At 76.8% G+C, this 24,111-nt stretch carries 21 protein-coding genes; 10 read left to right on the forward strand and 11 right to left on the reverse strand.

The window, feature by feature from the left end:
• Nucleotides 1-151 precede the first annotated feature (151 nt).
• The 3 genes from U5M74_RS15205 to U5M74_RS15215 form a co-directional block, all read right to left on the reverse strand.
• On the reverse strand, nt 152-1,990 hold the full coding sequence (locus U5M74_RS15205) for an FG-GAP repeat domain-containing protein (RefSeq protein WP_410909767.1): 1,839 nt from the start codon (nt 1,988-1,990) through the stop codon (nt 152-154).
• Nucleotides 1,987-2,586 (reverse strand): hypothetical protein, encoded by a 600-nt coding sequence (locus tag U5M74_RS15210; protein WP_410909768.1) that lies wholly within the window; start codon nt 2,584-2,586, stop codon nt 1,987-1,989. Before U5M74_RS15210 ends, U5M74_RS15205 begins: the two co-directional genes overlap by 4 nt.
• Before the next feature lie 142 nt (nt 2,587-2,728).
• Nucleotides 2,729-3,346 (reverse strand): dTDP-4-dehydrorhamnose 3,5-epimerase family protein, encoded by a 618-nt coding sequence (locus tag U5M74_RS15215; protein WP_410909769.1) that lies wholly within the window; start codon nt 3,344-3,346, stop codon nt 2,729-2,731.
• 130 nt (nt 3,347-3,476) lie between these two features.
• Here U5M74_RS15215 and rfbD point away from each other — a divergent pair, with 130 nt between their 5' ends.
• Both rfbD and U5M74_RS15225 read left to right on the forward strand, forming a co-directional pair.
• Nucleotides 3,477-4,331, forward strand: a complete 855-nt coding sequence (gene rfbD, locus U5M74_RS15220) for a dTDP-4-dehydrorhamnose reductase (protein WP_410909796.1) — start codon at nt 3,477-3,479, stop codon at nt 4,329-4,331.
• A gap of 94 nt (nt 4,332-4,425) precedes the next feature.
• Nucleotides 4,426-5,175, forward strand: a complete 750-nt coding sequence (locus U5M74_RS15225; RefSeq protein ID WP_410909770.1) for a class I SAM-dependent methyltransferase — start codon at nt 4,426-4,428, stop codon at nt 5,173-5,175.
• Nucleotides 5,176-5,241: 66 nt separating this feature from the next.
• Here U5M74_RS15225 and U5M74_RS15230 read toward each other — a convergent pair whose 3' ends face one another.
• The 3 genes from U5M74_RS15230 to U5M74_RS15240 form a co-directional block, all read right to left on the reverse strand.
• Complete coding sequence (locus U5M74_RS15230) at nt 5,242-6,240, reverse strand: excalibur calcium-binding domain-containing protein (RefSeq protein ID WP_410909771.1); 999 nt, start codon at nt 6,238-6,240, stop codon at nt 5,242-5,244.
• A 139-nt stretch (nt 6,241-6,379) separates the two neighbouring features.
• Entirely contained in the window at nt 6,380-7,243 is an 864-nt protein-coding gene (gene rfbA / locus U5M74_RS15235; RefSeq protein WP_410909772.1) for a glucose-1-phosphate thymidylyltransferase RfbA, read from the reverse strand.
• 29 nt (nt 7,244-7,272) lie between these two features.
• Nucleotides 7,273-8,184, reverse strand: a complete 912-nt coding sequence (locus U5M74_RS15240) for a glycosyltransferase family 2 protein (protein WP_410909773.1) — start codon at nt 8,182-8,184, stop codon at nt 7,273-7,275.
• Between the two features lie 121 nt (nt 8,185-8,305).
• Here U5M74_RS15240 and U5M74_RS15245 point away from each other — a divergent pair, with 121 nt between their 5' ends.
• Nucleotides 8,306-9,922, forward strand: a complete 1,617-nt coding sequence (locus U5M74_RS15245) for a DUF2142 domain-containing protein (protein ID WP_410909774.1) — start codon at nt 8,306-8,308, stop codon at nt 9,920-9,922.
• Here U5M74_RS15245 and U5M74_RS15250 read toward each other — a convergent pair.
• Complete coding sequence (locus U5M74_RS15250; RefSeq protein ID WP_410909775.1) at nt 9,828-11,405, reverse strand: hypothetical protein; 1,578 nt, start codon at nt 11,403-11,405, stop codon at nt 9,828-9,830. The genes U5M74_RS15245 and U5M74_RS15250 overlap by 95 nt on opposite strands.
• A gap of 77 nt (nt 11,406-11,482) precedes the next feature.
• Between U5M74_RS15250 and U5M74_RS15255 the strand changes: the two genes are divergently transcribed.
• Nucleotides 11,483-12,232 (forward strand): class I SAM-dependent methyltransferase, encoded by a 750-nt coding sequence (locus U5M74_RS15255; RefSeq protein ID WP_410909776.1) that lies wholly within the window; start codon nt 11,483-11,485, stop codon nt 12,230-12,232.
• Between the two features lie 83 nt (nt 12,233-12,315).
• On the opposite strand, the gene U5M74_RS15260 is transcribed toward U5M74_RS15255, so the two are convergent.
• Nucleotides 12,316-13,095 carry a TIGR03089 family protein gene (locus U5M74_RS15260; protein ID WP_410909777.1) on the reverse strand — a complete coding sequence of 260 codons (780 nt, stop codon included), beginning with the start codon at nt 13,093-13,095 and terminating at the stop codon, nt 12,316-12,318.
• A gap of 152 nt (nt 13,096-13,247) precedes the next feature.
• On the opposite strand from U5M74_RS15260, the gene U5M74_RS15265 reads away from it, so the two are divergent.
• The 3 genes from U5M74_RS15265 to U5M74_RS15275 all read left to right on the forward strand — a co-directional run bounded on the left by U5M74_RS15265 (nt 13,248) and on the right by U5M74_RS15275 (nt 18,724).
• Nucleotides 13,248-13,571 carry a WhiB family transcriptional regulator gene (locus U5M74_RS15265; protein ID WP_084817769.1) on the forward strand — a complete coding sequence of 108 codons (324 nt, stop codon included), beginning with the start codon at nt 13,248-13,250 and terminating at the stop codon, nt 13,569-13,571.
• A gap of 93 nt (nt 13,572-13,664) precedes the next feature.
• A complete protein-coding gene (locus U5M74_RS15270; protein WP_410909778.1) occupies nt 13,665-17,009 on the forward strand; it encodes a glycosyltransferase in 3,345 nt (1,114 codons plus the stop codon).
• A 2-nt stretch (nt 17,010-17,011) separates the two neighbouring features.
• Nucleotides 17,012-18,724, forward strand: a complete 1,713-nt coding sequence (locus U5M74_RS15275) for a DUF5719 family protein (RefSeq protein WP_410909779.1) — start codon at nt 17,012-17,014, stop codon at nt 18,722-18,724.
• Between the two features lie 4 nt (nt 18,725-18,728).
• Here the strand turns inward: U5M74_RS15275 and U5M74_RS15280 are convergent, their stop codons facing one another.
• Together U5M74_RS15280 and U5M74_RS15285 are read right to left on the reverse strand one after the other, a co-directional pair.
• A complete protein-coding gene (locus U5M74_RS15280; RefSeq protein ID WP_410909780.1) occupies nt 18,729-19,985 on the reverse strand; it encodes an acyltransferase family protein in 1,257 nt (418 codons plus the stop codon).
• A gap of 73 nt (nt 19,986-20,058) precedes the next feature.
• Nucleotides 20,059-20,607, reverse strand: coding sequence for a metallopeptidase family protein (locus U5M74_RS15285; protein ID WP_410909781.1), 549 nt, complete (start codon nt 20,605-20,607; stop codon nt 20,059-20,061).
• A 123-nt stretch (nt 20,608-20,730) separates the two neighbouring features.
• Between U5M74_RS15285 and U5M74_RS15290 the strand changes: the two genes are divergently transcribed.
• Nucleotides 20,731-21,090 carry a DUF3499 domain-containing protein gene (locus U5M74_RS15290; RefSeq protein ID WP_410909782.1) on the forward strand — a complete coding sequence of 120 codons (360 nt, stop codon included), beginning with the start codon at nt 20,731-20,733 and terminating at the stop codon, nt 21,088-21,090.
• A 3-nt stretch (nt 21,091-21,093) separates the two neighbouring features.
• Here U5M74_RS15290 and manA read toward each other — a convergent pair whose 3' ends face one another.
• On the reverse strand, nt 21,094-22,299 hold the full coding sequence (gene manA / locus U5M74_RS15295; protein WP_410909783.1) for a mannose-6-phosphate isomerase, class I: 1,206 nt from the start codon (nt 22,297-22,299) through the stop codon (nt 21,094-21,096).
• Between the two features lie 73 nt (nt 22,300-22,372).
• Between manA and U5M74_RS15300 the strand changes: the two genes are divergently transcribed.
• Both U5M74_RS15300 and U5M74_RS15305 read left to right on the forward strand, forming a co-directional pair.
• A complete protein-coding gene (locus tag U5M74_RS15300) occupies nt 22,373-23,821 on the forward strand; it encodes a phosphomannomutase/phosphoglucomutase (protein ID WP_410909784.1) in 1,449 nt (482 codons plus the stop codon).
• Nucleotides 23,818-24,054, forward strand: a complete 237-nt coding sequence (locus tag U5M74_RS15305; RefSeq protein ID WP_410909785.1) for a Trm112 family protein — start codon at nt 23,818-23,820, stop codon at nt 24,052-24,054. The genes U5M74_RS15300 and U5M74_RS15305 overlap by 4 nt, the downstream gene beginning before the upstream one ends.
• Nucleotides 24,055-24,111 lie beyond the last annotated feature (57 nt).

Genomic DNA, 24,111 nt, shown 5'->3' on the forward strand with positions numbered 1-24,111 from the left:
ACCCCCCCCCCCCCCCCCCGCGCCGCCCCCCCGCGGCCCGCCCCGCCCCCCCCCGGCGCGTCCCCCCCCCCCCCCCCCCGGGGGGGCGGGGGGGGGGGGGGGGGGGGCCCGGGGGGGGGGGGGGGGGGGGCCCCCCCCCCGGCCCCAGGGGTCAGCGGCGCACCCCCGGGGTGTCGGTGCCGTTGCCGTCCCAGTCGCCGACGAGCGAGGAGTCGTCCTCCCGCCCGTAGTTGACGACCTTGTCGGCCTTCCCGCCCTGCAGGGAGTTCTGCACGTAGTACGTGCGGCCGCGGCGGACGGCGAGGGTGTCCTTGCCGTCGCCGTTCCAGTCGCCCACCAGCACGGCGTCGTCCGTCGTGCCGTACGGCAGGACGGTCGAGGCCTGGCCGTCGGCGAGCCTGTTGTTGAAGTAGTAGACGTTGCCGCGGCGCACGGCGAGGGTGTCCTTGCCGTCGCCGTCCCAGTCGCCCACCAGCACCGCGTCGTCGACGCGGCCGTAGGTGATCACGGTGCTCGCCTCGCCGTTGGCCAGCCGGTTGCTGAAGTAGTACGTGTTCCCGCGGCGCACGGCGATGGTGTCCTTGCCGTCGCCGTCCCAGTCACCCACCAGCGGAACGTCGCCCGACTTGCCGTACGTCATGACGGTGCTGGCCTCGCCCGACGCCAGGCGGTTGTTGAAGTAGTACGTGCGGTCGCGGCGCACGGCGAGCGTGTCGGTGCGGTTGCCGTCCCAGTCACCCACCAGCACGTCGTCGTCCGACCTGCCGTAGGCGAACACGCGGTTCGCCTCCCCGGCGGCCCAGGAGTCGTTGAGGTAGTAGAACTTCCCGTTCGACGTCGAGACGGTCTCGCAGCCGAGCCGCGGGTTGGAGCCCCGGGGCGAGTTGATCGCGTAGACGCAGATCGTGTGGTCGCCGGGCGTGACGGTGATCGTCCCGCCGAAGCCCGCCGTGCTGCGCCCGTACGTCTTGGCGACGTCCGGCCGGGAGCCGGTGGCCCGCAGCGTGCTGTGCATGACGCCGTCGACGTAGACGTGGAGGGTGACGGCCGTCGACGTGTCAGGGTCGAACGCCCAGCCCGCGACCCGGACCGTCGTGGTGCTCGTGCCCGCGACCGTCTCGAGCTCGCCCTTGGGGGGCCGGTTGCCCGTCGGCGAGCCGAACCAGGCCTTGAAGTAGTAGTGGAAGTTGCGGTTGCCGTACGAGGAGCACGAGTCACCGGTGCCGACGCCGGCGGCGAGCGCGGCCTTGTTCGGCTGGTACGGCGTGTAGTTGTACAGGCTCGCGGTGGCGATGTTGTCGATGTAGACGGCGGAGCTGCCGCACGCCGTGTTCGGGTGGTACCGCACCTGGTTGGTCGCGTAGGGCCGGTGCGCGTAGCGGGTGGGGTAGGCGGCATAGCGCTTGAGCTGCTGCGCCGCGGAGTAGACCTGGTTCGCGAAGCCCGCATACCGCGAGTCGCAGACGCCCCCGACGTTGTCCGGGCAGCCGAAGCCCAGGGCGCGCGAGTAGGTCCGCGCCGACTTGCCGGCCGTGGAGGTGACGAGGCCCTGCTCCTTCTGCAGGGTCACCAGCAGGACCTGCGGGTTGATGCCGCACGCGACGCCGACCTTGGCGATGATCGCCGCGGCCGACTCCCTGCTGGCACCCGTGTAGGCGATCGGGCACAGGTCCGTGGCGGCCCGCGTCGGGGTCGTCTCGCGGTAGTCCTTGAGGCACGTGTTGCCCGAGGAAGGGCGGCACGAGGCGCCCTTGGCCGCGACGAACGAGGCCACCTCCGACGTCGTCATCGCGCGGCCGTCGTACATGATGGCGTCGCTGATGATGTTGCCGGGGTCGAAGTCGGTGATCGCGGCGGCGCGCACCGGCCCGGCTGCCTGGGCGGACGGTCCGGAGGCGGCCTGGGCCGGCGACGTGAGCACGGCGGTCGTCACCGCGACCGCGCAGAGGGCCGCGACGAGCCGGACGCCGCGGGAGAGGCGGGCGCTCACGGGACCACCACCTCGCGGGCCTCGGAGGACCCCACGGTGGTGGGCGACTCGTACTCCAGGACCGCGCGCCAGGTGCCGCTGGAGAGCTGGCTGCGCGGCACCTCGAGGCCGCCGCACGACGTGGTCGCCACGTCGGGCAGCCCCTCGATCTGGCCCCGGGCGGTCGCGCCGTCCTTGGTCAGCACGAGCGTGCAGGTGCCGCCCTCCTCGTACACCGTGGCGTAGCCGGACGCCTCGACGGCTCCGGAGCCCGCGTTGAAGGCGAGGAACGACAGCTCGACGTCGGCCGTGGCGCGGGACGGGGCGGTCGGCGTCGGCGTCGGGGTGGCGGACGGCGTCGGCGTGGGCGTCGCCGTGGCCGTGGGGGACGGGGCCTCGGACGGCGTGGGCGACGGAGTCTCGGCGGGCTCGCTCGGGGTGGCGGACGGCGTCGGCGTGGGCTCGCTCGGGGACGGGCTGGCTGACGGGCTCGGGGAGCTCGTCGCGGACGGGCGGGGGGACGCGACGGCTTCGCTGTCTCCCGGTCTCCACACCGTCAGGTAGGCGATGGCCCCCGCCGCGCACACGGCGACGGCGATGGCGGCGATCAGGATCACACGGCGCAAGGTCGGCTCTCTCGACGGCTCGGCAAAGTCGCGACGACCGTAACCGACATGTCCGAGTTGCCTGCGGCGACTCGCGGGCGGCCCCCGGGCTCGCGCCGGGTCGCCCCCGCACCGCCGCGTCAGCGGCGCAGCCTCACCGACGCAGGGAGGCGACGTAGTCCTGGACGGCCTCGTAGGTGGGCAGCAGGCCCTGGGCGGCGGCCTCGGAGAGGCTGGGCGCGGCGGTGTCCTTGTCCGACAGCAGCGGGGTGATCCGGTTGCCGTGCCGGTCGGTGGTGGGCCACTGCAGCCCGACCGCGGGGTCGAGCGGGTTGATGCCGTGCTCGCCGCCGGGGTTGTAGCCGGTCGAGCACAGGTACAGCACGGTGGAGTCGTCCTCGAGCGCCATGAACGCGTGGCCGAGGCCCTCGCCGAGGTAGATGGCGCGCCGGTCGACGTCGTCGAGCAGCACGGAGTCCCACTGGCCGAAGGTGGGGGAGCCGACGCGCACGTCGACGACGACGTCGAGCACGGCACCCTTGGCGCAGGTGACGTACTTGGCCTGGCCCGGGGGCACGTCGGCGAAGTGGATGCCGCGCACGACGCCGGCGGCCGAGACCGAGCAGTTGGCCTGGGCCAGGTCGAGCGGGTGGCCGACCGCCTCGGCGAACGCCGGGGCCTTGAACCACTCGAGGAACACGCCGCGGGGGTCGCCGAACTGCTTCGGGGTGATCTCGAACGCGCCGGGGACCTTCAGCTCGCGGTACTGCATGGGGTCGGGACTCCTCGTCAGGGGGCGGGCGGGCCTTAGGATCCTACGCGTGAACGCTCCCACGGACGCCTCCGCGAACGCCCCGGTGAACACCCCGGAGGACGCCTCGGCGGGCGCCGCCGCCGGCCCCCTGGCCGGCACGCGCTGGCTGGTGGTCGGCGCCGCCGGGATGCTCGGCCAGGACGTGGTCGCCGCCGCCCGCGCGGCCGGCGCCGACGTGGCCGCTGCCGGGCGCGGCCAGGTCGACGTGACCGACCCGGCGAGCGTGGCCGCGGCCGTGGCCGGCGTGGACGTCGTGGTCAACTGCGCGGCATGGACCGCCGTCGACGACGCCGAGACGCGCGAGGCCGACGCGTTCGCCGTGAACGCCGTGGGGCCGGCCCACCTGGCCCGGGCCGCGGCCGCGGCCGGCGCGCGGATCGTGCACGTGTCCACCGACTACGTGTTCGACGGCGCGGCGAGCACGCCCTACGCGGAGGACGCGCCCGTGGCGCCGCGCTCGGCCTACGGGCGCACCAAGGCGGCCGGCGAGTGGGCGGTGCGGGCCGAGGCCTCCGACCACCTGGTCGTGCGCACCGCGTGGCTGTACGGCGCCGGCGGCGGCTGCTTCCCCAAGACCATGGCGCGGCTGGCGGCCGAGCGCGACCGGCTCACGGTGGTCGACGACCAGGTCGGCCAGCCGACCTGGACGGTCGACCTCGCCGACCTGGTCGTGCGGCTGGTGGCCGCGGACGCGCCGGCCGGCACCTACCACGGCACCGCGAGCGGCCAGGTGTCCTGGTTCGGCTTCACCCAGCAGGTCCTCGCGGCCGCCGGGCTGGCCACGGTGCTCGAGCCCACCACGAGCGAGGCGTTCGTGCGCCCCGCGCCGCGCCCGGCCTACTCCGTGCTCGGCCACGACGCGCTGCGTGCCGCGGGCGTCGAGCCCATCGGGGACTGGTCCGAGCGCTGGAGGGCCGCCGCCCCCGCCGTGCTCGGCCTCTGACCCGGCGCGGCGCCACGCCGTCGCCCCTCGAGCCGTCGTGCCCTCCCGGCGCGCCGCCCACCCGCTACGGTGGGCATCCCGGGAAGGAGGCGACATGCGCCCACGCGGACGTCCTGCCCCGCTGCCTCCCAACGCATGGCTGCGCTGGGACGTGGTCGGCCGGGTGCTGCCCCGCGAGCGGTCGCGGGTGCTGGAGATCGGCTGCGGCCGCGGCGCGTTCGGCTCCCGCCTGGCGCGCCGGCACGACTACACCGCCGTCGAGCCGGACCCCCTCGCCTTCGCCGTGGCGCGGGAGCGGGTGCTCGACGTCGCGCCGGGTGCGCGGGTGGTGCACGGCCTCGCCGAGGCGCTGGGGCCGGGGGCCACGTTCGACGTCGTGTGCGCCTTCGAGGTGCTCGAGCACATCGAGGACGACCGGGCCGCGCTCGCGGAGTGGTTCGGGCTCGTGCGCCCCGGGGGGCGCCTGGTCCTCTCGGTCCCCGCCTGGCAGGACCGCTACGGCCCGTGGGACGAGGCCGTCGGGCACTACCGGCGCTACGAGCCCGGCCAGCTGCTCGGCCGGCTGCGCGCCGCCGGCTTCGAGGACCCGGGGGTCCGGCTGTACGGAGCGCCCCTGGGCTACCTGCTCGAGCTCGCGCGCGACCGCCTCGCCGGCCCGGGCGGACCGGTGTCGGAGGAACGGACCATGGAGGGCCGCACGGCCCGCAGCGGCCGCGTGCTGCAGCCGTCGTCGGCCGTCACCGGCGCTGTCACGGCCGTGGGGACGTGGCCGTTCCGAATCCTGCAGCGCGCGTTCCCGACGCACGGCACGGGGCTGGTCGCCTGGGCGACGCGGCCCGGGTGACCGCAGACGACGACGCGGTGGCGCGCCGGAGCGCACCACCGCGTCGTCGTGACGTACCGACCTGTGTCAGCCGAAGTAGCTCTCGCACGCGATGCCGTCGTTGTCGCCGTCGAGGCGGTAGACGTCCGTGCCGGTCCTGCTCATCCCGTAGGCGAAGGCGGACTGCGCCTGGGACTGGGAGCTGAAGTCGCCGCAGTCGTAGTCGCGGTCCAGCGACCACGCCGGCGTCGTCGACCCGCCGCCCGATGGCCTCGGTGCCGGCTTCGGTGCCGGGCGGCGGACGCCGAGGGTGTCCTTGCGGTCGCCGTTCCAGTCGCCGGCCAGGGTGGTGTCGCCGGGGCGGCCATAGGTGAGCACCTTGGCGGCCTGGCCCCCGCGCAGGGTGTTGCTCATGTAGTAGGTGGCGCCGCGGCGGACCGTGAGCGTGTCCTTGCCGTCGCCGTCCCAGTCGCCGACCAGCACCTTGTCGCCGGCCCTGCCGTAGGCGACCACCGAGGCGGCCGGGCCGCCGGCGAGCCTGTTGCTCAGGTGGTAGACGTTGCCGCGGCGCACGGCGAGGGTGTCCTTGCCGTCGCCGTCCCAGTCGCCCACCAGCACCGTGTCGCCCGGCCGGCCGTAGCTGACCACGGCCTGTGCGCTGCCGCCCGAGAGGCGGTCGGTGAAGTAGTAGGTGGCGCCGCGGCGCACGGCGAGGGTGTCCTTGCCGTCGCCGTCCCAGTCGCCCACCAGCACCGTGTCGGTGGTCCTGCCGTAGCGCAGCACGGTCTCGGCAGTGCCGCCGTTCGCCCTGTTGGTCACGTGGTAGGTGTTGCCACGGCGCACCGCCAGGGTGTCGCTGCGGTTGCCGTCCCAGTCGCCGGTGTAGACCCGGTCGTTCTCGGCGCCGAACTGGAAGACGCGGTTGGCGGACCCCGACCACGCGTCGTTGAGGAAGTACTGCCGGCCGCTGCCGCCGACCTCCCGGCCGTCGGCGGAGGCGGGGGCGACGGCGAGAGCCGCCGTGGCGCCGAGGGCGAGGGCGGCGACCACGCCGCCCAGGACCCGGGCACGCTGCATGATGCGCATCGATGTCGCTCCTGGTCATGCCCGGTCCGTCGCCGGGCGCGAGCGGGAGCCTAGGGGGAGCGGGTCACCGCGCGGCGCCGGCGGACGGGTGAATTCGTCCGGCGGTGCGCCGCCCGCCCGAGCGGCCGGCCGTCGGCGCTCAGCCGTCGAGCAGGCCCAGCAGGTAGGTGCCGTAGCCCGACTTGGTCAGCCTCTCGGCACGCTCACGCAGCTCGTCGTCCGACAGGAAGCCGCGCCGCCAGGCGATCTCCTCCGGGGCGCCGATCTTCAGGCCCTGGCGGTTCTCGATGGTGCGCACGAAGTCGGAGGCCTCGAGGAGCGAGTCGAACGTGCCGGTGTCGAGCCAGGCGGTGCCGCGCGGCAGCACCTCCACCTGGAGCCTGCCGGCCTCGAGGTAGGCGCGGTTGACGTCGGTGATCTCGTACTCGCCGCGCGCCGACGGCTCCAGGCCCTTGGCGATCTCGACGACGTCGTTGTCGTAGAAGTACAGCCCCGGGACCGCGTAGTTGGACTTGGGCTTGGCCGGCTTCTCCTCCAGGGAGAGGGCCTTGAAGTGCTCGTCGAACTCGACCACGCCGTAGGCGGTGGGGTCGGCGACCCGGTAGGCGAAGACGGCGCCGCCGTCGATGTCGCCGAACCGCATGAGCTGGCTGCCCAGGCCGGGGCCGTAGAAGATGTTGTCGCCCAGCACCAGCGCTGCCGCGTCGGTGCCGACGAAGTCCTCACCGAGAACGAACGCCTGCGCCAGGCCGTTGGGCTCGGCCTGCACCGTGTACTCGATGTGCACGCCGAACTGCGAGCCGTCACCCAGCAGGCGCCGGAACTGCTCGGCGTCGTGCGGCGTCGTGATGACCAGGATGTCCCGGATGCCCGCCAGCAGCAGCGTCGACAGCGGGTAGTAGATCATCGGCTTGTCGTAGACGGGCACGAGCTGCTTGCTCACGCCGAGGGTGATGGGGTGCAGCCGGGTGCCGGACCCACCGGCCAGGATGATGCCGCGCATGGTGCCCCATTGTGCCCGACGCCCGGTCCTCAGGCCGTCTGCCGCCGTTCCTTCGTCGACGCGGCCACCTCGGCCTGCTGCCGGACGTACAGCGCGCCGGCGATCGCGAGCCGCAGCGGCGCCTGGTACCAGCGGTCGTAGCGGGCGAACAGGTAGCGGCGCGCGCTCGCGTGGTGGGCGCGGATCATCGGGGCGGGGGAGTGCTTCCACGACGTGCCCTGCAGGTGCGTGACCTCCGCCTCCGGCACGTAGAGGTTGAGCCAGCCGCCCTCGCCGAGCCGCTCGCCGAGGTCGACGTCCTCGAAGAACATGAAGTACCGCTCGTCGAACCCGCCGACCTGCTCGAACGCCTCCGGACGCAGCAGCAGGCACGCCCCGGACAGCCAGCCCACCGGGCGGCGCTCCCCGTGCAGCGACGCGTCGCCCTCGCGGTAGCGCGCCGTCCACGGGTTGCCCGGCCAGACCCGGCTGAACAGGGCGTGGCCGGCGCCGACCTTGAGGGACGGCACCGCGCGGGCGGACGGGTAGACCGTGCCGTCGGCGTTGAGCACCCGGGGGCCCACGCTCCCGGCCCGCGGCTCGGTGGTCGCGGCGTCGAGCAGGACGTCCAGCGCGCCGGGCGCCCACCGCAGGTCCGGGTTGGCGACCACGAGCCACGCCGCCGTCGTGCGGGCGGCGCCGAGGTTGGCCGCGCGCCCGTAGCCCACGTTGCCCTCGGGGTGGCGGACGACGACGGCGCGGCCGGCGCCCACGAGCTCCTCGACGACCGCGCTCGGGCCCCCGTTGTCCACGAGCGTCAGCTCGACCGGCCGGCGGGTCGCGTCGCGCAGCGAGTCGGCGAAGTCGCGCAGCTCGTCGCCGGGGTTGAACACGACGCACACGACGTGCACGAGGTCCCGGTCGGGCACGGCGCCGTCGGGTCGAGGGGGTGCGGGGGTCATCGCGGGGAGCGTACAGGCCGCGCCTGGGCGGTGCGCCACGGGCGCGGGGATCGGCGCCGGGACGTGGCCGACGACACTGCGGCGGCATGCCGAGGGCCGCCGGAGGCGACAGACTGTCGCCATGCCTGTCGCGCGGCGCACCCGCCTCCTCGACGTGCTGCTCACCGTCCTCGTGGCGGGGGTCGCGTGCTCGTGGGCCCTGCTGACCCCGCCGTTCCAGGCCCCGGACGAGCCGCAGCACCTCAACAGCGTGGTGCGGCTCGCCCACGGCGGCGGCTGGCCGCCGCCCCGCGAGGCGGCGATGTCCCTGTCGATCCGCGAGGCTCGCCAGGAGGTGGCCTACGGCACCGACGTGCCGGGGCGGTTCGCCGACCGCGACGACCGCCGGCAGCTCGTGGACGCCACCCCCGTGCCCGCCGCCGAGCGCGTCCGCGTCGACGCGGACAGCTCGCAGCCGTACGGGTCTCCCACCAACCCGGCCGACATCGACCAGATGACGCAGCACCCGCCGCTGTACTACGCGCTCGGCGCCGGGGTGCTGCACGCGCTCGGCCTCGCGGACGGGCGCTGGGACCTGCAGCTGCTGGCGCTGCGGCTGCTCGACGTGCTGCTGCTGGTCCCGGTGGTGCCGCTGGCGTCCTGGGCGGTGCGGCGGCTCACCGGGTCCGCCGCGGCGGGGCTGCTGGCCGGGACGTTCACCCTGTTCGTGCCGCAGGTGGGCCACGTGCTGGGCGCGCTCAACAACGACGCCCTCGTGACCCTCGTGGGTTCCGTGGTGACCGCGCTGTGCGTGCGCGTGCTGACGGGGGACGGCTCCTGGCGCACCGCCGTGGCCGTGGGCGCCGTCGTCGGGGTGGGCCTGCTGACCAAGATCATGGCCGCGTTCCTGCTGCCCGTCGTGGCGCTGGCGTACCTGCTGGCCCCGCGCGGGGCGAGGCGTGGCGCGGCGTCGCTGCTGGCCCCGGCCGGGCGGGTGCTCGTCATGGGCGTGACCGCCCTGGTCGTCGGCGGCTGGTGGTGGGTGCGCAACCTGCTCGTCCTGGGCACCGTGCAGCCCGTCGGCGTCGAGATCCGGCTGTCGGACCTCGAGCCGGAGGGTCCGGTGACGTACGTCGCGACGGCGTGGCCGCGGCTGGCGCGCAGCTTCTTCGGCGACCTGGGCTGGCTCGACGTCCGCACGCCCGCGGCCTTCTGGCTCACGGCGACGGTGGTGCTCGGCGCGCTCGCCGTCGTCGCGCTGACCACCCGGGGGCTGCGCCGCAGCGTGGGCACCCTCGTGGCGCTTCCGGCCACCCTCGCCGTCGCGGTGCTGGCCAACGGCTACGGGTTCTACGCCGAGCACGGCCGCCTCACCGGCCACCAGGGGCGGTACCTCTACGCCGGGCTGCTGGCCCTCGCCGTGGTGGCCGCGATCGCGCTGTGGCGGCTGGCGGGCCGCGACGAGCGCCGCGCGGCGGCGCTGGTGCCCTTCGTCACCGTGGCCGGGCTGACCGTGACCTGCTACGGGCTCGCGCTCGGGTTCACCGGGTTCTACCGGGGCCCGGGGGAGTCGCTCGGCGAGGCGGCCGACCGCTGGGCGGCCTTCAGCCCGGTGGGGGCCCCGTGGCTGGTGGCCGTCCCGGTGCTCACCGGCGTCGTGGCGGTCACGGCAGTGCTCGTCGGCGTGCTGCACGCGCTGGCCACGCGGCGGGACGCGCGGACCGCGCCAGCGCTCGGGCGGGCGCCCGTCCCGGTGTGACGGCGCCGTCGGGCCCGGCCGGGCCGGCGGTCCGGGCGGCGCGGACCGCGAGCACCACGGCGCACGCGGCCGCGGCGGTCAGGACGACGGCCGCGACGGCGGCGGCCCACGCGGCGCCGGTGAGCGCCGGGTAGCCGGTCGCCGTCTCCAGGGGCCGGTCGAGCGCGGCGCCGGGTGCGCTGGGCTCCCCGGCCCGCAGCCACTGCACCACGTCCACGAGGACGACGCCGGCCCACGCCAGGACCGCGACCGGCCACCGGCGCGGCGCCCACGCGAGGCCGGCGGCGACGCCGAGCGCCACCGGCAGCACCACGGGCAGCAGGTAGCGCGGGTACAGGCCGCCCCCGGTGGTCGCGTAGGTGAGCTGCACGCCCAGCGCGACGCCGGCGGCGGCCACGGGCAGCAGCACGAGGAGCACCCGCAGGGCGCGCTCCCGCCCGCCGCCGGGCACCCGACCGCGACTCGCTGCGCCCGGTGCCCGGCCCCGCAGACGGCGCCCCACCACGGCCACGACGGCGCCGAGGAGGGCGACCGCCAGCGGCAGCCCGACGAGCACGTCGACGGCCCACGCGCGCGGGACCGCGGGGCCCCACCAGAAGAGGTTCGGCAGGCGGTCCCAGGTCTCCGGGTCGGCCAGCACCTCGGGGAGCGTGCGCACCTCCCGGCCCTGGTTCTCGGCCGCCCACTCGGGGTGGCCACCGGTGATGTTCCCCGTCAGCCGGACGTTGCGGGCGTAGAACCAGCCCGCCGTCCCCACCACCGCGACGACGGTGGCGAGCGTCAGCGCGGCGGTGCGGGCGACCTGGCGGTGCAGCAGGCCGGCGACGCCGGCCGCCAGGAGGCAGACCGCCGCCGTGATCATCGCGGACGTGCGGGTCAGGGCGCAGGCGCCCGCGACGGTGGCCGTCGCGGCCACGAGGGGCCACGCCACCCCCGCGCGCACGAGGCGCGCCACCAGCCCCAGCAGCACCGTGACGAGCAGGGCCGCGAGCAGGTCGTTGAACACCGTGCCGCTCACCTGGGCCACGACGGCGCTGCACGCGACCACGAACGCCGCGACGGTCGGCAGCGGCGAGCGCGGGCCCGTCAGCCCCGCCGCCGCCCAGCGCGCGACGACCACGAGGAGGGCGGCGAGGACCGCGCCCAGCAACCGGCCGGCGTACAGCGCGACCACCGGGTGGCCGGCGTCGGCGAGCGGGCCGACGAGCGGCGCGAGCAGCAGGTAGTACAGCGGCGGGTGCTGCGCGGTCCACTGCACCTCGGGGATCCACGCGTGCTCCGGGCGCAGCGCCAGCCCCTCCTCGAAGACCGGCAGCCGGCCGTGCCACACCTGGTAGGCGTAGTCGAGGTGGGCCTGCTCGTCGCCCGAGACGAACGGGGCGACGGCGAACGCCTGCACGAGCGCGAACGCGGCCGCGGCCGTCGCGCTCAGCGTGAGAGCCAGGCGGTCGGTCGTGCTCGCCCTGGCTAGGGTGTGGGTCACACGCCCAGCCTAGGGAGGCGCTCCTCCTGCGGCCGGGACCGTCGTCGACGCGCTCGACCACCCACGGAGGTCTTCTGGTGCCGCTGCCGCCGCTCACGCCGTACGCCCGGCTCCGCTGGGACGTGGTGTCCCGTGTCCTCGACGCCGAGCTGCCGGTCGCCGGTGCGCGCGTGCTGGAGGTCGGCTGCGGGCAGGGCGCCGTGGGCGTCCGCCTGGCGGCGCGGCACGACTACACGGGCGTCGACCTCGACGGCGCGAGCGTGGAGGTGGCGCGGCGGCGCATGACCGAGGCCGGGCTCGGCGCCACGCTGGTGCACGGCCCGCTGGCCGAGGTCGACGACGCCGAGGGCTTCGACCTCGTGTGCGCGTTCGAGGTCGTCGAGCACATCGAGGACGACCGGGCGGCCGTGGCCGAGTGGGTCGCCCGGCTGCGCCCCGGCGGCCTGCTCCTCGTCTCGACGCCCGCCTGGCCGTCCCGGTACGGCGCGATGGACGAGGCCGTCGGGCACTTCCGCCGCTACGAGCCGCGGGCGCTCGCCGGCCTCCTGAGCGGGGCCGGGCTGCAGGAGGTCGGCACCCGGCTGTACGGCATGCCGCTCGGCTACGTCCTGGAGGCGGTGCGCAACCGGATCGCCCACGGGCGGCTGGACGTGCGGGAGCAGGACGTGGCGGACCGCACGGCCCGCAGCGGCCGGCTCTTCCAGCCGTCCTCGGCGGTGCAGGGCGCGGTCATCGCCGCCGGCACCTGGCCGTTCCGGGTGGTGCAGCGGGCCTTCCCGGGCGCCGGGACGGGCCTCGTGGCCTGGGGCACGGCGCCCGGGCGCTGACCGGCCGTCGCGGGCGCGGCGACCGCGTCCGACCGCGTCCCGGGCCCCGTCCGGTCCGTGCGCGGCGCCGCGCCCGGCGCGCGTCAGGCCGCGGGCGCGGCGTCGGTGACCCCTTCCTGCGCGACGAGCCGCTCGCGCCGGGCGGGGTCGGCGTCGAGCGCGGCGGCGGTCGCGGCGGAGACGAGGACGACCGAGCCGCCGTCGGCCCAGACCGCGACCAGGCGCCGCAGGACGTCGGGCAGCGGCCCGTCGCCCCGGACGAGCACGCGCGCGCCGGGGGCGGCGCTCGCGGACCCGTCGGCGGCCCACGCGAAGAGGTCGTCGTGGGCGACGGCGACGTCCCCCGCCTCGAGCGCCGGCGCGGCCGGGTCGGGCGCGGGGGCGGCGAGGACGACGTCGGCGTAGGTCATCACGGCGGAGGCGGCGTCGACGGCGCCGCGGGGCAGCGCGCCGGGGAACGTGCGGGCGAGCGCGGGCAGGGCGACGGCGACCACGTCGCGGGCGCCGTCGTGGCGCTCCGGGTCCGCCGTGACGACGACGTCGGCGGCGCCGTCCCGCGGTCCGCCGCCCGCGTCAGGGGCCGGGACGCGCACGGTGGCGCCGCAGCGCCAGACGGCGAGCGCCCAGACCGCCGTGCGCCAGTGCGCCGGCAGGTCCAGCAGCACCGTGGCCCCGGGCGCGGCGTCGAACTCCTCGACGAGCAGGTTGGTCGTCTTGCTCACCCAGTTGTCGAGCACGGCCCCGGACAGCTCGATGCGCTCGCCGTCGTCGCCGTACCACGTGAGCCGGGGGCGGCCCGGGTCTCCCGACAGTCTTTTCGTCAGCTCGTCGACCGTCTTGAGCATTCCGCGTGCGATGTTCACCACATCAGGGTATAAGCGCGCCGACGATGACGCCGATTATGGGTGAAATGCGCCTCGATACCGATCACTAGCACATTCTGGCTTGACGCACCCGAAAGACACGCGTGTAATTCCCGGTATGCAGTTTCCCTAGAGCGTGGAGGGGCACGGGGATGTGGAACTTGCTGGACGGGGACGATCTCCCGTCTGACGCCGACCGCCGTCCGGAGCGCGTCGCGCCGGTGCTGCCGCTTTTCGGCGAGCAGCCCGACGACGCATTGCTGGGGTGGCAGGAGCGCGCCTTGTGCGCGCAGACCGACCCCGAGGCTTTCTTTCCCGAGAAGGGCGGCTCGACGCGCGAGGCGAAGAAGGTGTGCGGCAGCTGCGAGGTCCGCGCGGAGTGCCTCGAGTACGCGCTCGAGAACGACGAGCGGTTCGGCATCTGGGGCGGGCTGTCGGAGCGGGAGCGCCGCAAGCTGAAGCGCCGGGCGGTCTGACGCCGGCGTGCACGGGCCCCGGCTCGTGCGCGCCGCGCCGAGGCGCGGCAAATCCCACGGCGTCCCTCCGCGCCACCGCATGATGACCGTGCGATGAGTGCTCCCGACATCACCCAGCTCCACGGCCCCGGACCGGACGGCCCCGTGCCCCCGGGCGCGGCCCTCGACGTGGTGCACGCGCTCACCGGGGCGCTCCCGCAGGTCGTGAGCGTCACCGCCGTGGTCGTGACCCGCGGCCGCAGCCCCTTCCTGGCCCCCACGCTGGCCGCCGTGCGCGCGCAGGACCGCGTGCCCGAGCACGTCGTCGTCGTGGACGTCGACGCGCCGCGCACCACCGGCTCCACGCTCGACCTGCGCCTCGACGACGCCCGCTTCGTGCCCGCGTCGGGCGCCCGCAGCCTCGGCGAGGCCGTCGACGCCGCCCTCGAGGCCGGTGCCGCGCCCGTCGACGGCTGGCTGTGGATCCTGCACGACGACTCCGCGCCCGAACCGGACACCCTGGCGCACCTGCTGCGCGCCGTCGAGCACACCCAGGCCGTGGCCGTCGCGGGCTGCAAGCAGCGGCGCTGGCCGGTCGCCGAGGACGGCACGCCGCTGGACCCGGGCGCCGACCGCGGCCTGCTCGTCGAGGTGGGCGTGACCGTCTCGCCGCTCGCCCGGCGCATGACCGGCATCGACGACACCGAGATCGACCAGGGCCAGCACGACGCCCGCGAGGACGTGCTCGCGGTGGGCCTCGCCGGCGCGCTCGTGCGGCGCAGCGTGTGGACGGAGCTGGGCGGCACCGACCCCGAGTACGGCGCTTTCGGCGACGGCCTCGACCTGTGCCGCCGCGCGCGCCGCGCCGGGCACCGCGTGGTCGTCGTGCCGGACGCCGTCGTGCACCACGCCCAGGCCTCGCTGCTCGGCCTGCGTGAGCACCCGCAGGGCCCGCCCGACGAGAGCGCCTCCCACGGCGCGCGCCGCCGCAGCCAGCTGCACCACCGCCTCGTGCACGTGCCGCCGTGGCTGCTGCCGGTCGCGCTCGTCGCGATGCTCGTGTGGGCCCCGGTGGCCGCGATGTACCGGCTGGCGCTCAAGCAGCCCGGCCCGGCGCGCGACGAGATCGTGGCCGCCGTGTGGAACGCGGCGCGCCTCGCGCCGCTCGCGCGGGCGCGCCGCCGGGTGGCCCGCACCAGCCGGCTGCCGCGGCGCGTCCTGCGGCCGCTGCTGGCCGGCTGGCGGCAGGTGCGGGCGGAGCGGCACGACGTCCGCCTGGCTCGGGCCGAGGCCAACCGCAGCCGGCGCGTCCCCACCGACCTCGAGCGGGCCGAGCTGCGCGAGCTCGCGCGCCGCCGGCGCACCGGGCTCACCCTCGTGCTGCTCGCCGCCCTCGGCCTCGCGGTCACGGTCTTCGGGCCGTGGCAGGGCGTCCTGGCGCAGGGCGGCCGCGTGGTCGGCGGTGCCCTGCTGCCCGCCCCCGGCACGCTCGGGGACGTGTGGGCCGCCGCCACCGCCGGCTGGGTCGAGACCGGCCTGGGCACCGCGGCGCCCGCCGACCCCCTCCTGGTGCCGCTGACGGTCCTGACCGCCCTGGCCGGCGGCTCGCTGCAGCTCGGCGTCGACCTCCTGCTGCTGGCCGCCCTGCCGCTGGCCGCGCTCGGCGGCTGGTTCGCCGCCGGGGCGCTGACCCGCTCACCCTGGGCCCGCGCCGCGGCCGCGCTCGGGTGGGCAGCGGCGCCGTCGTCCCTCGCCGCGCTCGCCGGCGGCCGCCTCGGCACGCTCGTCGCCCACCTCGTGCTGCCGTGGGCCCTGCTGGCCGCGCTGCGGGCGGTCGGCGTCCAGGCCCGCGACGTGCTCGACGTCCCGGAGGCCCGGGACCCCGCGGAGCCGGCCCCCGAGCGGACCCGCGAGCGGGCCCCGCGCGGGTCGCTCGGTGCGCTCGGCGCCGCCGGCCTGCTCCTGGCCGTGGCCGTGTGCGCCGCGCCGGTGCTGCTGCCGGTGGCCGTCGTCGCGGCCGTGCTCGGCGTGCTCGCCGCGCCTCGCACCCGCCGCTACCTGCCCCTCGCGCTGCTGCCGTCGGTCGTGGTCGCGGCGCCGTTCTGGCTCGCCGTGGCCCGCACGTGGTCCGACGGCGGCTGGCGGCTGCTGCTGGCCGAGCCGGGTGCCGCGGTGCCCGCAGGCGCCGCACCGCAGCCGTGGCAGCTGCTGCTCGGGCTGCCGGCCGAGCCCGCCGCGTGGTTCGGCCTGGACGAGGGCGGCGGTCCGGCGCTCGCCGTCGTCGGCCTCGTGGGGCCGTGCCTGCTCGGTGGCCTCGTGCTGCTGCTGGCGCTGGTCGCTCTCGTGGGCCGGCGCGCCGCCGGCGGGGTCCGCGTCGCGTGGTTCGTCGCGCTGTGCGGGCTCGCCGCGGGCGTGCTGGCCGTCGCCGCGGGCGCGTGGCCCGGGCCGGGGGCGAGCGTCGTGACGCTCGCCCTGGGCGCCGCCGCGCTGCTCGGCGTGCGCGCCGGGCTCCCGGCGGCCGGCACCGAGGCCGGCCACCCCCGGCGGCGCGTGGCGCGCTCCCTCGCCGTCGCCGGCCTCGTCGTGGCGCTCGTGCTGCCTGTCGCCGCCGCGGCCTCGTGGACGCTGGCCGAGGCGCACGGCCACCGGGTCGGCGACCTGCGGGCCACGGCCACGCCGGTCGTGCCCGCCGTCGGTCGCCAGATGCAGGACTCGGGCCGCAACGCCCGCGTGCTGCAGCTCGAGCGGGACGACGAGGGCGTCGTCGGCTACGCCCTGATGCACGCGGACGGCACCGCGCTGACCGACGCGTCGACGGTCGTGCGCGGCCGCGACGCCGGGACGGCCGACCTGGCCGCCGGGCAGCCGCAGGCGGGCGACGGCCGGCTCGACGCGGTGGCCGCCGACCTGGCCGCCGGGCAGGCGCCCGACCTCGCCCCGCGCCTGGCCGACCTCGGCGTCGGCGCGGTGCAGGTGCCGCCGGGCGCGGACCGCGACCTGGTGACGACGCTCGACATGGTGGCCGGCCTGACCCGCGTCACCGAGGGCGAGGGCACCCTGCTGTGGCGGGTCACGCCGGAGGGCGAGCCCGCCCCGGGCTGGGCGCGCCTGACGGACGCGGCGCCCGGCACGGGCGACCGGCCCGAGGTGCTCGGGGTGCTGTCCTCGCACGGCCTGCGGGTGCGCGACGACGTCCCCGTGGCGTCCGACCCCGAGACCGTGCGGGTGGTCGTCCTGGCGTCTGCCGCCGACCCGGGGTGGCGGGCCACCCTGGACGGCCGCCGGCTCACCGCCGTGGAGGCCGGGGGCCTGCAGGCGTTCGAGGTGCCCGCCGAGGGCGGCCGCCTGCGCGTCGACTACGTGGACCCGCGCCAGCCGCTCTGGTTCGCCGTCGGCGGCGCCGTCCTGCTCGTGTTCGTGCTGCTGGCGCTGCCCGTCGGGCGCCGGCGAGGGAGGTGACCGTGGCGAGGAAGTCGGCCACGAACGAGGCCGGGCAGGAGGCCGTGCCGGCCGCCGGCACGCGGGTCGAGAGGTCCGCGGGGCGGTCCGCCGGCCGGACGGCCGCCGGGGCGCGCCGCGCCGGCACCCGCACCGTCGTGCGCTGGGTCGGCCTGGCCGTCACCGGCGTCGCGGTCGTCGGCGCGACGGGCGCCGTCGCCGCCGTCGGGCTGCCGTGGGCGCAGGCCCTGACCGGCGGCGGGCCCGCCGCCGAGCCGGGCGCCGCGCGCACCGTGGCGGTCGACCCGGCGCCGGCCACGCTGGTGTGCCCACAGCCCGCGCGGCTGCCGGAGGGCAGCGACGTCGGCGACGACCAGTTCCAGGCCGCGCCGGTGCGGACGACGTCGACCTACGCCCTGGCCGTCGTGGGGTCGCTCGCGCAGGCCCCGCGCGTGTCCGCGCTCGACGGCGGCGGGGAGCGAGACCTCGTCCGGGGCGCCGCCGGCTCCGCGACGGCGGACGAGACGTCCGGCGGCGTCCTGCTGCGCGCCCGGCCCGACGCCGAGGGGCCGTTCCGCGCGGCCGGTGCCCTGGCGTCGGTCACCACGGCCGGCGACCTGCGCGGCCTCGCCGCCGGTGCCTGCACCGCGCCGGCGATCTCGCAGTGGGTCGTCGGCGGCAGCACCGAGGTCGGCTCGAGCGCGATGCTGGTCGTGCAGAACCCGAGCGAGCGCGCCGCCACCGTCACGCTCACCGTCCACGGCCCCAGCGGCCAGGTGGCGCTCGGCAGCAACGGCTCGTTCGTGCTCGGCCCGGGGGAGTCCCGCGAGACCCGCCTCGAGGCCGCGGCGCCGGACCAGCGGCGGCTCGCGGTGCACGTGACCTCGTCCGGCGCCCGGGTCAACGCGCACCTGCAGGCGCAGTCCATCGACGGTCTCGTGCCGCAGGGCGTCGACCTGCTGACGCCGGGCGCCGAGCCCCGCCGGACCGTCGCCGTCCCCGGGATCGTCTCCGGCGGCCAGGCCGTGGACGACCCGCACGCGCCGCAGCTGCGGATGCTCGTGCCGGGCGAGGAGCCCACGACCGCCCGCGTCAGCGTGTACGGCCCCGAGGGGCGCGTGTACCTGCGCGGCGGCGAGGAGGTGGACCTCGAGCCGGGCGTCGTCACGGACCTGCCGATCGGCGGGCTGCCGGAGGGGTCGTACACCGTGGTGGTCGACGCCGACCGGCCGCTCGTGGCCGCGGCGGTCAGCGCGCGCGAGGGCGTGCCGGCGGCCGACGCGGTGGTGTCGGGCGCGCCGTACGACGTCGCGTGGGTGGCGGGCGCGGCGGTGCCCGAGGCCGCGGGCTCAGCCCAGGCGGCGCTGCCGGCCGGTGCCCGGCCCGTCCTGGCGCTCACCGCCGTGCCGGCCGACCGCGGCGAGGACGCCGACCCGAGCGGGCGGACCGCCGCCGTCGTCCGCCTCTACGGCGCCGACGGCGCGCGGGTCGCCGAGCGGGAGGTCACGCTCGAGGTGGCGCGCAGCACCACCGTGGACCTCGCCGGTCTCGCCGACGGCGCCACCCCGGCCGCCGTGGGCGTCGAGGCGGACGGCGCGGGCGTCGTGTGGTCGGTGCAGCTCTCGGCCGACGACGGGACGTCGGCGGCGGGCACCCTCGTCGCGTCGCTGCCCGCGACCGCGACCGAGGCGGCGCCCGGCAGCGTCAGCGTGCGCGAGGTCGACGCCGTCGGCTGACGCGTCAGCGGCGGGGCGCGGCCACGGTCGTGGGCCGCACGCCGGCGGCAGGCGCGGCGTCGGTGGCGTCCACGGCGGGCGCGGCGGCGGCCTCCCGCGCGGCGATCGCGGCACGGACCCGCGCGCCGACGCGGCGGGCGAGGGTGTGCGAGTGCCGCTCGACGAGGTGGAAGAAGGCCACGGCCAGCACGGCGGAGACCGCGACGCACAGCAGGGCGCGGTAGCGCATGTCCAGGGTGCCCGCCGGGCCCCACGCCACCGCCATGATCACCGGCACGTGCACGAGGTAGAGGCTGAACGAGTACCGGCCCGCCGCCTGGAACGGCCGGGTCGCGAGCAGCCGGCGCAGCGGCGACCAGCCGAGGACCGCCACCACGACGCCGAGCGCGCCCAGGGGGCCCAGCGCCCGCAGGGCGTCGACGTCGTGGGTGAGCTCGGGCGAACCCCGCCCGACCAGCCACGGCATCGTGAGCACCGCGAGCGCGGCCGCCACCACGAGCGGCCAGCCCGCCAGGCGCCAGGCCGGGCCGTCGCACCGCGCCAGCAGGGCCTGCAGCCGGGGGAGCAGGACGGCCAGCAGGGTACCGAGGAAGAACACCGGCAGGTAGTGCAGCGCGCCGTTGGAGGTCTGGAACCCCGCGTACGTCACCAGGGGCGTGGCCAGCAGCACGAGCGGCCACCGCCGCCGCAACCACAGCGCCGCGGCCACGTACAGCGGCAGCGCCAGGGAGAACAGCAGCTCCCACCGGATCGACCACAGCGGGTTGTTGATCGCGTAGCTGCTGCTGGAGACCAGGTCGAGCGCCACGACGACGTTCTTCCAGGACAGGTCGCCGAACGGCATCGCGTGGGTCCACACGCTCGCCGGCGTCTGCCGCACCGGCACGACGAGGATCCACAGCGCGGCCAGCGCCACGGACGCCGCGACGGGCACGCCGAGGCGCACCAGGCGCCCGGGGTAGTAGCTCATCCAGTCGTAGGCCGGGCGCCGCAGCACGGGCAGGGCGAGGACGAGGCCGCTGAGCACGAAGAAGACGAGGACGGCCTCGGGCCCGGCGACGAGCAGGTGCGCAGGCGTGTGCGCGAGCGTCCACTCGAGCGTGCCGGGCCGTGGCTGGTCGCCGCCCTTGTAGGTCGCCGCGAACGCGGGGACCAGCAGGGCGGTGTGGTGCAGCAGGACGATGATCGCGGCGACGCCTCGCAGTCCGTCCAGGCTGTGCAGCCGGCCGGGGGCCGCAGGGCGGGGGGAGGGGCGGGTCACGGGCCACGAAGGTAACAAACCCGCCTGTGCCGCACCTCCCGGCGCCGGCTCGGGGCCGCCGGGAGGGCGCCGGTCAGCGGCCCTCGAAGCGCGGGTCGATCTCCTCGGGAGTGCGTGCCAGCAGGTGGGCGACCTGCTCGACGACGACGTCGTGGACCAGGTCGGCGAGGTCGTCGTCGTCGAGCGCGCGCAGCTCCACCGGCCGCCGGTAGACCACGACGCGCGCGGGCTGGCCGGCGTGGGCGGGGAAGCAGCGCCCGAGCGGCACGCCGCCGGCCTCCCACGGCGCCGGGTCGGACGGCGGCACGTCCTCGACCGCGAACTCCGTGCCCGCCAGCTGGCTCGACCACCGGCGCTCGACGTCCTCGACGGCGTCGAGCACCAGGTCGTCGAACCGCTCGGCACGGGTCCTGTGCGCCGGGGCGCCGGGCGGCAGCAGCGGCCCGCGCAGCCCGCGACCGCGCCGGTCGCGGCGTCGGGCGGGGGCGGCGTCGGCGGTGTCGGCCTGCGCCGACGGGGGCGCCGGGGCCACGAAGGGGACGACGGCGGGCCGCGCCCGCCGCGACGGGCCGTGCGGCCGGGGCGCCGGCTGTCCGCCGCGCGAGGAGCCGAAGAGTCCCACGAGCCGACTCTACGACGGCCTCGGCGGCCGCCCGGGGCGCCGCACGGCGCGGCGCCGGTCACGCTCCGGTCACGCCCGGCGTGGGCGCGCGGGGCAGCCCCGCGCAGGGCGTAAGGTCGCGACGTGAGATCGGTCAGGCAGTGCTCGCGCACGGCATGCACGCGTGCGGCCGTGGCGACCCTCACCTACGTGTACGCGGACTCCACCGCCGTCCTCGGCCCGCTCGCCCAGCTGGCGGAGCCGCACTCCTACGACCTGTGCGCGGACCACGCCGAGCGGCTCACCGCGCCGCGCGGCTGGGAGGTCGTGCGCCTGACGACGCAGCTGGAGGACGCGGGCCCGACGCCGGACGACCTGTCCGCGCTCGCCGAGGCGGTCCGCGAGGCCGGGCGCGTGCGCCCGCCCGCAAGGCCGGAGCCCGGCACCGTCACCGAGACCGCCCGCCGCGGGCACCTGCGCGTGCTGCGCGCCGAGGGCGACTGACCCTCAGGGCACCCAGGCGCACACGAGCTGGCCCTCGCCGCTCACCCTGACCGCACCGGTGGCGTGGGGGACGAACACCGACTCGCCGTGGCGCAGCACCGTCGGGCCGTCGCCGTGCTCCAGCGCGATCTTGCCCTCCAGGCACAGCACCACCCGCGGCCCCTCCGCGGGCAGCGCCACGGACTCGCCGGCGTCGACGTCCGCCACCGTGAGCGCGAACTCGTCCACCGGCGCGCGGAACGAGTGCACCTGGCCGCGGTTGCCGGCCGTCTCCAGCACCGGGTGGACGGGCGGCGTGGGGGTGAACGTGGCGCACTCGACGAGCGCCGCCTCGTCGACCAGCTTCGTGGTGAGACCGGCGCGCAGCACGTTGTCCGAGCTCGCCATGACCTCGATGCCCAGGCCCGACAGGTAGGCGTGGACCTGGCCGGCGGGCATGAACATCGCCTCGCCCGGCTCGAGCGTGACGCGGTTGAGCATGAGGGAGGCGATCGCGCCGGGGTCGCCGGGGTGCTGCTCGGCGAGCTGGAGCACCGTGGCGTCGGCGCGGTCGTACGGCGAGCCCGCCGCGAGCCGGGCCTGCACCGAGGCCACCGTCGCGTCGATGTCCGCGCGGCACCCGGCCCGCGAGCGGGCGGCCAGGAGCCGGGCGAACGCCTGCTTCATCCCCCGGTCGGAGCGGTCGGCGACGAGGGTGTCCCGGACGGCGGCGACGAGCGGCCCGTCCAGCCCCTCCAGGAGCGCGAGGATCGCGCGCGGGGCCCGGAACCCGGCCAGGCCCTCGAACTGCGACACGGCGACGACCATCTCGGGCTTGTGCTGGTCGTCGTGGAACGAGCGCTGCGGCGAGCCGGGCGGCAGGCCCAGCCGGTTCTCCCGGTTGAAGCCGGCGCGCGCGGCGTGCGGCCGGGGGTGCACCTGCAGCGACAGGGCCCGCTCGGCGGCCAGGACCTTGAGCAGGAACGGCAGGCGCGGCCCGAACGTGTCCGACACGCGGCGGCCGAGCATGGCCTCGGGGTCCGACCGCACCAGGGCGTCGAGCGCGACGCCGTCGGCGGTGGTGGACGGGGCGCTCGGGTGCGCGCCCAGCCACAGCTCGGCCGCCGGCAGTCCGTCGGGCTCGGTCCCGAGCAGCTCGTGGATGCGGGTCGGGGAGCCCCAGCCGTAGTGCTGGACGGCGTTGTCCAGCAGGTGCACTGCCGTCGTCACTGCCCCCGGTCACCTCCCCGTCTCGGGAGACACCCTCCCACACCGTGCCCTGCCGGCACGTAGGCTGAGCGCCGTGACGCTCGACCTGTCCACCATCATCAAGGCCTACGACGTGCGCGGCACCGTCCCCGACCAGCTTTCACCCGGGGTGGCCGAGGCGATCGGCGCGGCCTTCGCCCGCGTGGTGGTCCTCCCCGAGCACGCGGGCGCGGACCGTCCGGCCGTCGTCGTCGGCAACGACATGCGCGACTCGGGGCCCGAGCTGGTCGAGGCCTTCGCCCGCGGGATCGCGGCGGCGGGCGTCGACGTGCTGCGCATCGGCCTGTGCTCCACGGACGGCCTGTACTACGCCTCCGGCTCGCTGGGCCTGCCGGGTGCGATGTTCACCGCGTCGCACAACCCGGCCGCGTACAACGGCATCAAGCTGTGCCGCGCCGGGGCCCGCCCGGTGGGGCAGGAGACCGGCCTGGCGCAGGTGCGCGAGCTGGCGCAGACCTACCTCGACGGCGGGCTGCCGCAGCCGGCGGGGGAGCCGGGCACGGTCACCGACCGCGCCCTGCTGGCCGACTACGCCGCGTTCCTGCGCGGCCTGGTGGACCTCTCCGGCGTCCGCCCGCTCAAGGTCGTGGTCGACGCCGGCAACGGGATGGGCGGGCACACCGTGCCGGCCGTGCTCGGCACCGCAGCCGGGCTGCCAGCGCTGCCGCTCGACGTCGTGCCGCTGTACTTCGAGCTCGACGGCACGTTCCCGAACCACGAGGCGAACCCGCTGGAGCCGAAGAACCTCGTCGACCTGCAGCGCGCCGTCGTCGAGCACGGCGCCGACCTCGGCCTGGCGTTCGACGGCGACGCCGACCGCTGCTTCGTCGTCGACGAGACCGGCCGACCCGTCTCGCCGTCGGCCATCACCGCCCTGGTGGGCCTGCGCGAGGTGGGCAAGGAGCTCGCCGCGGGCCGCACCCCGACGGTGATCCACAACCTCATCACCTCCCGGGCCGTGCCCGACCTGCTGCAGGCCGCGGGCGCCACCACCGTGCGCACCCGCGTGGGCCACTCGTTCATCAAGGCGCAGATGGCCGAGCACCGGGCCGTGTTCGGCGGTGAGCACAGCGCGCACTACTACTTCCGCGACTTCTTCTTCGCCGACACCGGCATGCTCGCGGCGATGCACGTGCTGGCCGCGCTCGGCGAGCAGGCCCACCCGCTGTCGGCGCTCGCGGAGATGTACGAGCCCTACGTCGCCTCGGGCGAGATCAACTCGCGCGTGCCGGACGTGGCCGCCGCCCGCGAGCGGGTCCTCGACGCCTACCGGGCGGCGTACCCGGACATCGCCCTCGACGAGCTCGACGGCGCGACCGTGTCGCACTGGGACGGCCACCCGCAGTGGTGGTTCAACCTGCGCGCGTCGAACACGGAGCCGCTGCTGCGCCTGAACGTCGAGGCGGCGGACGAGGACATCATGGTTAAGGTGCGCGACGACGTGCTGTCGTTGGTGCGCGCCGAGGGAGGGGAGCCGGCATGAGCGAGCACGCGAGCAGCGGTACGGGCGTCGGCAGCGGCAAGGGCCTCGACCCCTGGGTGCGCAGCGTGCTGCGGTGCCCGGTCACCGGCGCCGAGCTGGTCGACGGCGTCGGCCCGGACGGGCAGCCCGAGCTGCACTCCACCGACCCGCAGCGGCCGCTGGCCTATCCGGTGCGGGACGGGATTCCCGTGCTGCTGGAGTCGGACGCCCGGCCGCTGGAGCCGCGCGCCTGACCTCCGCGCCCCGGAGCGGTGAAGCCCCGATCCGGGGCGTGCGGGGCGTGTCACAGA

Source organism: Puerhibacterium sp. TATVAM-FAB25 (assembly GCF_046535855.1).
GTDB lineage: Bacteria > Actinomycetota > Actinomycetes > Actinomycetales > Cellulomonadaceae > Puerhibacterium > Puerhibacterium variabilis_A.